At 40.0% G+C, this 9,058-nt stretch carries 10 protein-coding genes and 3 pseudogenes; 6 read left to right on the forward strand and 7 right to left on the reverse strand.

Annotation, left to right across the window (positions count from 1 at the left end):
• Nucleotides 1-652: DNA cytosine methyltransferase (locus LJE72_RS25495; protein ID WP_229250948.1), on the forward strand; the 652-nt coding region annotated here is incomplete at its 5' end.
• Nucleotides 653-847: 195 nt separating this feature from the next.
• On the opposite strand, the pseudogene LJE72_RS25500 reads toward LJE72_RS25495, so the two are convergent.
• Nucleotides 848-1,766: pseudogene (locus LJE72_RS25500) on the reverse strand (DUF4158 domain-containing protein).
• 10 nt (nt 1,767-1,776) lie between these two features.
• Nucleotides 1,777-2,315 (reverse strand): annotated as a pseudogene (locus tag LJE72_RS25505) (recombinase family protein).
• 416 nt (nt 2,316-2,731) lie between these two features.
• Between LJE72_RS25505 and LJE72_RS25510 the strand changes: the two are divergent.
• The 3 genes and pseudogenes from LJE72_RS25510 to LJE72_RS25520 all read left to right on the forward strand — a co-directional run bounded on the left by LJE72_RS25510 (nt 2,732) and on the right by LJE72_RS25520 (nt 5,061).
• Entirely contained in the window at nt 2,732-3,280 is a 549-nt protein-coding gene (locus LJE72_RS25510; protein ID WP_229250949.1) for a hypothetical protein, read from the forward strand.
• Nucleotides 3,281-3,306: 26 nt separating this feature from the next.
• Nucleotides 3,307-3,876, forward strand: a complete 570-nt coding sequence (locus LJE72_RS25515; RefSeq protein ID WP_229250950.1) for a hypothetical protein — start codon at nt 3,307-3,309, stop codon at nt 3,874-3,876.
• A gap of 442 nt (nt 3,877-4,318) precedes the next feature.
• A pseudogene (locus LJE72_RS25520) lies at nt 4,319-5,061 on the forward strand (DUF4928 family protein).
• Nucleotides 5,062-5,361: 300 nt separating this feature from the next.
• On the opposite strand, the gene LJE72_RS25525 reads toward LJE72_RS25520, so the two are convergent.
• Nucleotides 5,362-5,478: a DUF3102 domain-containing protein gene (locus tag LJE72_RS25525; RefSeq protein ID WP_229250951.1), complete on the reverse strand. Its 117-nt coding sequence runs from the start codon at nt 5,476-5,478 to the stop codon at nt 5,362-5,364.
• A 163-nt stretch (nt 5,479-5,641) separates the two neighbouring features.
• Here LJE72_RS25525 and LJE72_RS25530 point away from each other — a divergent pair, with 163 nt between their 5' ends.
• Together LJE72_RS25530 and LJE72_RS25535 are read left to right on the forward strand one after the other, a co-directional pair.
• Nucleotides 5,642-5,929: an AbrB/MazE/SpoVT family DNA-binding domain-containing protein gene (locus LJE72_RS25530; RefSeq protein ID WP_229250952.1), complete on the forward strand. Its 288-nt coding sequence runs from the start codon at nt 5,642-5,644 to the stop codon at nt 5,927-5,929.
• Entirely contained in the window at nt 5,922-6,335 is a 414-nt protein-coding gene (locus LJE72_RS25535; protein WP_229250953.1) for a PIN domain-containing protein, read from the forward strand. Before LJE72_RS25530 ends, LJE72_RS25535 begins: the two co-directional genes overlap by 8 nt.
• A gap of 155 nt (nt 6,336-6,490) precedes the next feature.
• Here the strand turns inward: LJE72_RS25535 and LJE72_RS25540 are convergent, their stop codons facing one another.
• The 4 genes from LJE72_RS25540 to LJE72_RS25555 all read right to left on the reverse strand — a co-directional run bounded on the left by LJE72_RS25540 (nt 6,491) and on the right by LJE72_RS25555 (nt 8,742).
• Nucleotides 6,491-6,811: a hypothetical protein gene (locus LJE72_RS25540; RefSeq protein ID WP_229250954.1), complete on the reverse strand. Its 321-nt coding sequence runs from the start codon at nt 6,809-6,811 to the stop codon at nt 6,491-6,493.
• A 6-nt stretch (nt 6,812-6,817) separates the two neighbouring features.
• Nucleotides 6,818-6,988, reverse strand: coding sequence for a hypothetical protein (locus LJE72_RS25545; RefSeq protein ID WP_229250955.1), 171 nt, complete (start codon nt 6,986-6,988; stop codon nt 6,818-6,820).
• A 103-nt stretch (nt 6,989-7,091) separates the two neighbouring features.
• Nucleotides 7,092-8,192: a hypothetical protein gene (locus LJE72_RS25550; RefSeq protein ID WP_229250956.1), complete on the reverse strand. Its 1,101-nt coding sequence runs from the start codon at nt 8,190-8,192 to the stop codon at nt 7,092-7,094.
• Between the two features lie 370 nt (nt 8,193-8,562).
• On the reverse strand, nt 8,563-8,742 hold the full coding sequence (locus LJE72_RS25555) for a hypothetical protein (protein ID WP_229250957.1): 180 nt from the start codon (nt 8,740-8,742) through the stop codon (nt 8,563-8,565).
• Nucleotides 8,743-9,058: the final 316 nt, after the last annotated feature.

Here is a 9,058-nt window from a genome sequence, read left to right on the forward strand (position 1 = left end):
AGCGCTTTTCGTTCCGCAGTCCAGACCAAGGGTTTTTGTGATTGCGATCAGGCAGAACATACCCATCCCCGCTGAATTATGTGACTCCGGGCCTAACTGGTTACATAATCAAGCCGCCGTTACGCTTGGCCGTACTTTGCCCCACTGGATATGGTGGCGCGCCGACAAACCGCCTGAGCGTAAAAAAAGCCTTGTTGACATGATTGACTTCAATCTGCCCTATGACAAAGACGATGCATTGAAGCTTATACCACCGCATCATCAGAAAAAGCTGGATGAATTTGACGAGATTGTGGCAACGGGTTATCGTCGCACAAGGCACGGAAAACAGTGTTTAGAACTCCGTTTTGACGGAATAGCCGGTTGCCTGAGGACGCCGGAAGGCGGTAGCAGTAAACAGTTTTTGATTGTCAAAAAAGATGGAGAGCTACACGCGAGGATGCTGTCCCCGCGTGAGGCCGCACGTCTGATGGGCACGCCGGATAGTTACATCCTTCCCGGTACTAACAATGACGGTTATAAAGCTATGGGAGACGCTGTGGCGCTTCCTGTCGCTTCATTTATCGGTAAATCCTTTTTGACAAAACTGGCGGAGGTTATCTATGATGAACAGCGCAACCAACCGATTAAAAGGATTTCAAGCAGAGCATAACGCTTACACAAAGGGTCCGCTTTCCTTATTAGTTCAGTTAACTCGAATAGTGCGGGCCAAGACTTTACCACTTGACCCTAATAAGGGGTGTCGCCAACATTTCTGACAAAACCCCCGCTAAGGAAATAATCGGTTGAAAGTTGACGTTTTCCCCACTCTAAGCTCACAATTCCCTATTCCCAAGGTTTAACGGTCTTAAATCATCTTTTCATAGACATGTTTTTTCCATCGATTAGAAACAAACCCAAGGGGAGCAGTTTCAGGAACTTTACGTTTACCTGTTTCATTCATATCATTTATAACTTTGAGAGCTTCAATTAAAGGATCTAAAGAACTGTTAGTAGCACTAAACTCAAGACTTTTAACAAGTGCAGGCGTGTATTTCCGCAATTGGTTATATCGATTATCAAGTAAATCTAAATAATCATAATTTATAGGTCTGGCAAGGGTTTTTGCTTCTTCAACAGATGCTATGATCTTATCCCACGTGGTTATGGCTGTTTCATTTGGTAATTCAATCAGTGCATCCATTCGTTGTTTCTGCACTGCTGTAAGAGCTTGGTTTATAATCCTGATTACTGAATCGTCCGCTGTCTTGCGAACGTCTTTAACAATCTTTTCAATGGTGGTGATCCCCGGGAGAATTATCATGTCTTTTCTTAATTCGTCTATGACGCACCTTATTAGACGGATAATATTATCGTTTTCCAATGCAACAGGCATGATGTAATCTAATAGACGCTTATAGTCATCCTCTGTGAAATTTTTATATCCATAAACCGCACGTAATTCCTGAAGATGTTCGAGCCTTGTATTTTCTCTTTGTGCGTACTGATCATACTCCTCTACACCAACGGGTAATTGCTCTGCTATAGGAAAGTACAGCTTTGGGAATCAAATCATTATTTCCAAGTGACCAACCGGGATTTCTCAATATACATAATTGAACGGCAAATCCTAGACGGTTATAATTTCTCCTGTGCCGATTAATGACTTCCATATCGTTATCTGTAAAGGTGTAGTATTTAGCTATTTCCCATTCACTTATGTTTTCGGGAATTCTAGTAAATTCAAGCCTTTGTTCTTCTGTAAGTAAAATTTCAACAGCTGACATAAAAACCTCACTAGCAATATTGAATAATATTACTGATATATCTGTATAAACTTGTTCTACTTACCCCTGTACCCTTGGTAATTTCAGTGAGAGAATAATCTTTGCTATCATACATTTTTAAAGCTAATTCTATGTCTTTGTTAGCTTTTGATGGGAGCCCGCCTTTTCTACCTCTTGCCCGAACACTTGAAAGGCCTTCTTTTGTTCTGTGACTGATTAAATCCCTTTCAAACTGGCTTATTCCTGCAAATATAGTAAACATTAATTTCCCTTGAGGCGAAGTTGTATCCATCCAAGATTCCCTTGAACTTTTAACATTGGCACCCTTTTTCTCTATCAAATCGACCAATAGAAATAAGTCTTTCGTTGATCTACTCAACCTGGTCAACTCGCGTATTTGTCTAGCAGTTTCTCCAATTCCGGCCTTTCCTTTTTGGTACCGGTTATCTTTTCTTGATAAATCCGTTCACACCCTGTAGCCTTTAACTGATCCATTTGCCTGTTTAAGTTTTGCCCATCTATTGAAACCCTTGCATATCCTATTAACATTAATAGCACTCCTAATATTTTCTAATTCTAGAGTACCAAAAAGGATATAACTATGCAATAGTGGTAAATAGTTTTCGGCACTAGTTACGGAACTGTTGATTGGGCTGTTTTGAACTAGATGGTATCATTTTATATTTATTGTCAAAAACGATCGTTTTTGACAATAAACTACCATCTTCGAGTTTACCCAATCGTCGATAATATATTGCCGGAGGTCTTCTACGGTTATTTGGGAAAATTTTACAGAAAGAATAAATATTTGACAGCAGGAACTTACAATGATTGGAATCGTTCTGTGGTAATATTTAAATGGACAAGTTATTTCCGCCCGAGACTACATTTTAAGAAAGGAGTTTATTCATAATTTAAACACCTAAATAATTTCTATATTTGGACGAAGGGAGCATTTAAATTCTATGAACAAATTAGTCAAAAGAGTCTTTTTGGGGACACTTTTAATACTTTTGTTAATTCCCGGGTCTGCTTTAGCATATATGGGAACTGGATCATGGCCCACTAGAACTATTCCCTATAAAATTAGTTCTGATGTTCCAAGTAGTCATGTTACCCCAATTAATACTGCTGCTTCAAATTGGCAGGCTAAATCTATTTTACGCGTTCCAATGGATAACACAAACTATAAAATAATTGCATATGTGTATAGCTATGGAACTACCGGATGGGATGGTCAAGCTTTTATTAATCCTGGTTGGAATGGTGTTTTTACAAGTGGAAATATCCAACTTAATCAGACCTATACCAATAACTATTCTTCAGGTCAAATAAACGTTCTCGCTTCCCATGAATTGGGTCACGAATTTTCCTTAGATCACGTAAATGTTAATACTAATCTTATGTACACCTCAGCAACTGGCGCTTACGCTAATAATCCTTCTTTGGCAAATGGACCTGATCAATCAAATATAGATCGTATATATAATCGATATGCTGTTAAACCTTATTAATTTTTAGTTATAAAGGGAGGATCAAAATGCTAAAAAAAATCTCTGTTTTAATAGTTTTTTTTAGTCTGATTACTGGATTAACAATTTTCGGAGTGCATAGTTTTTCTAATAAACAGGTTATATTAAGTGCTAGTTGGACTGATCAGCAGAAAAATATTCACGAAGCTGTTAAGAACGCTGACTTGGTTTTAATTGGAAAGGTAACTGGAACAAATACCTTCAAGTTACATCAAGCAGTCTTCACGGACTATAAAACTAATGTTCTAAATGTGTCTAAGAAAAACAAGGATTTCCAAGAGAATGATTTTTCGGTCCAATTAACTGGAGGGGATTTCGAGGGTGTCAGCTATCGCATTGAGGAGCAACCATTACTAAGTGAAAATAAAACTTATTTGTTCCTTCTCAAAAAAGTCTGGCCAAATGACCCTAATTCAAATGTTTGGGCACCAATAGGCGGTTATCAAGGGATAATTGAAATATCCGGAGACCAATCCAAATATAAAGGTCTTAAGTTTAACAAGTCTAACGCTCTTGAAGATGACCTTGTCAATAAAGATATACTTAAAGAAATTGGTCCCGACATAAACGCAAACTGAACCCTTACGTAACTAATGGTCAGGCTTACGATAATAAGTCGGTCAAAAGTTGTCTGTGTTGAGTCTTATTATCTGCACCACCAGACGTATATCGGATATGATTGGGGGCATCTTGCAAAAGAGTGGCTCCAATTGGCAGGGTAAAATATCCTGCCCTTCCCCCATATACTGTTTGTTGAACACTCAATTAATGGTTACATTAGTTGACACCTCTCAACTCGAGACACTGCAAGCTTTGTAGTGTCTTTTCTTTTAGGACGATCAGGGCTAAATTAAGAAGCATAACTTTATATCCCGCATGAAATCAGGAGCACAAAACTAGTTAATGAATCCTTTTCTTAACTTAGCGTGGGTTTGTCGGAAATGTTAGCGACACCCCAATAACTTTTTAACGGAAAACAAAGGCCAGGTCGCGGGCCTTGGCGGGTCAAACTTAAAAAAGATACTTAAAGAATATGACATTACTCGTACTTTAGCTTCTGAAGGCGGTCGCACCAGCCGCGATATGGGACTTATGATCAAGTTCATAGAGTTTCTTAATGCTTGGCAAGCAGCCGAAGTCATCAATTTTAACGATGTAGAAAGTTTTTGGGCTGAGCAGGTACGCGATTATTTTAACAACCTCCCCTTTACCTTGACTACCGATCCCTCGCGCACGATTGGAGCAAGTTTGGATGAACTGTTCGAACAAGCAAAAAAGCGCCAGAAAGAAAACCCGGGCACACAATACTTAGGCACGATGCTTCAACATCTTGTCGCAGCTAAGCTATCTCTAATACTTCCACCAGGCAAATTTGAAATTCATGGCGCTTCGGTTGCTGATTCCCCGACTGACCGCAGCGGCGATTTGCAATCAGCAATACAATTCTTCATTGCACCACCGCCCCTGGAGAGCCGTTAATCCAGAAATGCAAAATGAATATCCACGCCGGTTGCCTTCCGGTAATCATTACTATCTTTAACCGGGTTCGTACGGCACTTGACCTTGCAGCGGACGCTGATTTAAGCGGACGAATTGAAGTATGGGACATCCAGCAATTTCTTTCTACTAATATTAGCGAGCACAGCCAGTTTGACAGTACAGCAAGAAACGCAAAACTTGCAGAGATTATTGGAAAATACAATGCTATTATTGACGAGAAGGAAACAGATCCCAGCCTGCGGATCGAATTTGAAGCGAAGTAGCGTTAGCCCCCCTATTTCAAGCAGCGACAAGACTCCAGGTCATGACCCAGTCTTGCCGTCAGCTTTTATGATCCTGCAGCTCGAATAGCCGAAGCCGAATCTCTGCCACCTTCCATCGAGGAACTTCCAAATTGAACTGCGCAATGAATTCCTCATTTCTTCTCTGGATTCATTGGTCTGAACTGCTCAACTCCTAAGAGGATCACTGCCTGGGAGTATGTCTCTTTAACATCAACGATAGCTACGAATGCATATATATCCCAAATCGGATGAGCCCTTGGGGGAAGTTCAAATGGTGCATCAATGCATCATTTGAACTCCCCCCAAGGGCTCTTTGGCTTCCGTCAGACACTGTCTGACCTCGACGGCGTTGCTAAGCAGTATTTTGCCGCTTTCTTCCTTGATAAAGTTAAGCAATATCACTTCTTTAATAATGAATGACTACAATAACCGTGTATAATAAATTAGGACTAAAGGCAAGGTTATTTATAGACTTTCATCTTAACTGGTAAAAGCTTGACTTGTTCAAAAGTATTACTTACAATAATGGTAATACTTTTAGGATGGAGGGACATCTATTATGGCTAAACAACTTCTTTCTGGTAAATTAACCAGCAAAGGACAGTTAACTATTCCCGTTGAATTGAGAACTCTTTTAAGCCTTAAAGAGGGGGACAGATTAGCTTTTGTCCTGGATGAAAACGAACGAATTATTGAAGTCCAGCCTAAGATTAAAAAGTCAATTCGAGGTGTCATGGGAGCTTTGAAGTCTCCCTCTTCCATAGATGTAGATGATGCCATTGACCAAGCTAGAACAGAACGGGCAAAAGAAGTTGCCGTTGGTTTAAAGGGGTTGGAAAATGAATAAGCCGATGATCGCTGACACGAACATCCTGGTTCGCTTATTCGTTAAAGACGATGATACTCAAATCGAACAATTGGTAAGACTTATTGAGCAAGGTTACACGAGGTTTTATATTCTGTCTCTCGTCATAATCGAAGCCTATTGGGTCTTGCGTAAAGTATATGGATTTGAAAAAGAAGCTATTTTACAAGTATTTGAGGATTTTGTTGAAGCTGACGGAGTTGAACTCGAGGAAGACACTCTGATGCAACGTGTCTTAGGTCGGTTTCGTGAGGTAAACGTAGATTTTGTAGACGTTTACTTAGCCGAGAAATCAAGGAGTTTGGAACTACCAATATTGACGTGGAACTCAAAGGATTTTAGAAAGCTTGACTGTGAGTTTTACAGACCACAAGATATAATAGTTTAGAACTACTGCTCCCATAGATGACATAAGGGATAACCCATTCAGGTAATTCCCCTAGGTTCTTGAACAGACATTTGCTTTAAGACTATGAGGAAAAATTCGGCGGTTTTGAGGCGACTAATCTAGATTAGTCAGACCTAAAACCGCTGAATTTCACATTAAATTTCTCGAAAATCCCATTGAATTTCAACATTAGCCATATTAGCCCAAATACATTGAAAACATTTTGTTTCCCACAAACGTTTACTTAATAGCCTGGGACCTCTTTCTTCATAGGTCTGCATTGATGGAGGCAGCATAATCCAAGGCGGTGGCATACTTTCATGATTTGTGGCTCCTCTACTCATACATTTTAAAGAGCCAACTCGATAATAATCTGCAAATTCTCTTTCTTCATATTGTTTTGTCCAGGCTGTACCTTCAAGGACATCACCTATTCGAAATAAACCCTTTATCTGCTGTTTCTCAGAAATTGCCACCGAAAACTATTTTTTACCCTCACTGCTATCACCAACAATAAAGAGATTATAGCCTAGGTGATAGTGGGTTCGATTATCCATAAGATATCTCCAGACTCTGGTTCTGGGTTGAACAGCTACAATTTCGCCTTGCCAATTCAGTTTAAATGATATATTTCCATTGACTCTCTTATTCATCTTCACTCTTCATCCTTTGAATTGGGATTTTCTTAAGCTGTAGTTTATTAGCGATACTTTCATTCCTGCGGTAGGCTTATCTTACAGATTCTCTTAACATTTTTTATGGGTAATAAGCTTCGATCTTCTCACTGACAAGCCTCAGCCGACCACCTTTTACTGACCAGACCGATTCAGCCCAGGCAACTGTATTGGCATGGGCAATGAACGAAATACGTTGCTTGCCATGAAGCTCCTGAGTACCATCACCGTCATCGTCAGCAGGATCCAGGCTGACAAATACATCATCCATGACTTCATCATCTACATACGACTGATCTTTAAGAAATTCCCCTGCTTTATTATAGACACCACTATCAATATACCAAGGAACAGCTTCCCCATCATGAAAATTAACGCTGGAGTTAACCCCAGTATTTTTATCGATAATCTTCATCTCAAACCCGGGAAGGCATACTACTTTCAGAGCCAAGCCTTTGTTCAGCTCTTCCTGAGATACCACTGAAACAACCTTTTTATTTTCATATGCCATGAGGGCATATAGAACAATTCCTCCGCTGCCACCAGTTTCAACAGAAACCAGGATCTCGTTTTTCTTTGCGGCAGTGAAACTTCCGATATTGAATCGCGGCAACATGACTCCAAAATCTTCAGGCAGTAAAAATGCGGCAAACTTCCCTATAGCCCCATCCCTGACAACTACTGCCAAATTACGGGTTTGATGGCCAAAAAGGGCATTCGTATCATTGTTTTCGCCAACCAGCAGCACATCGTCGGTAGCACCGTCTCCATCGGCATCAATTCTAGTGCTGTCATAAACATATCTAGTCTTTCCGTTTTCCGAATCATCCTGCGAGAACGTACTACCGGGAACAAAATCCGGAGAATACTGGTGTGTTGTGTGTACTGAAGTTCTTTCCGAAACCGTAGGATCTGCGTTTTCAGCGGAGGAAGTATTACTGGTGGTGGAATGACTTTCATTGGATGTTGAATTAATGCCGTCGAAGGTATTAAGACGGGCATCTGTTTTATTGCTGCCCGTAGTATCATTCTGTGTATTATTTGTATTACGGGTTACCTTGGTAGCGTCTGTTTCAAAAACCTTATGATAATTCAAGGCAACGATTGTGCCTGCTGTACAAATAATCATGATTGCAATGATGATAATAGCAGGTGACTTGTAAAAAATATTTCCGAACTGCATTGGCTTCAATTCTCGGCTTCACAATTATTGCACTAGCAATATGTGATGGCCAACCCCTTCCTATACATAATTCTTGAAATCAATTTCTGATTTCTTAAAAAACGAATACCCAGTTTTTTGGCTTACAACCTATTTCTCACATTTTATTCGCCCATTCTTAACCTACTAGGAAACCTTCTCGTATGAATATTGCGAAGATTCGAATGTCCCATTATTACCCTTTGACGAAGTTTAACCTTATATCCAGTATAAACATAGCAATACTTATACTCTATCGATTCCACTATTACCGAAATATAGAATTCATCATACTAGTTGGTAATCGTAAACCTAAACTTCAGATAATTGTTACACCCTTAAATCTCCATAATTACCCTTTTTCTTGAGTAACTCCCCACCACATTTTGGCAGCGCCAATTTGGTTCGCTGCTTCAGCTTTCTTTTTATGTATTCCTTCGACATGCTGAGTTCTGACTTTTATATTACGTGGGTCACCCGTGAGCGGAAAATCTGGCATCCTATTTCTAATAGCTTGTGTAACTGCAAACACTTTCTATAGCCTAAATTCTTCATTATTCTGTAAAGCCCTGCCAACATCTTCTCCTTTTTACAATATTCTTGAAATTATACCCTATTAGCACGGACCTTCTTCTTGATAGTCTATCTTGCATCACTTACTCTGCGTAAAGCTGAACTCCCATGGGCTTTGAAGGCCTCCTTGCCGACTAAGATCCCTGGGCCGGCAGTCAAAATCCTCTTTCCCTATTCAGAATCACGGTTTTCATCTTGAATGGTCATGACTTTGAGCCCGGGAAGCGGCTCTCCATCCATGAATTCCGCTTCTCCCTCCTGCTGTGCTTTTAAAA

This window comes from Desulfosporosinus shakirovi (assembly GCF_020595055.1).
GTDB lineage: Bacteria > Bacillota > Desulfitobacteriia > Desulfitobacteriales > Desulfitobacteriaceae > Desulfosporosinus > Desulfosporosinus shakirovi.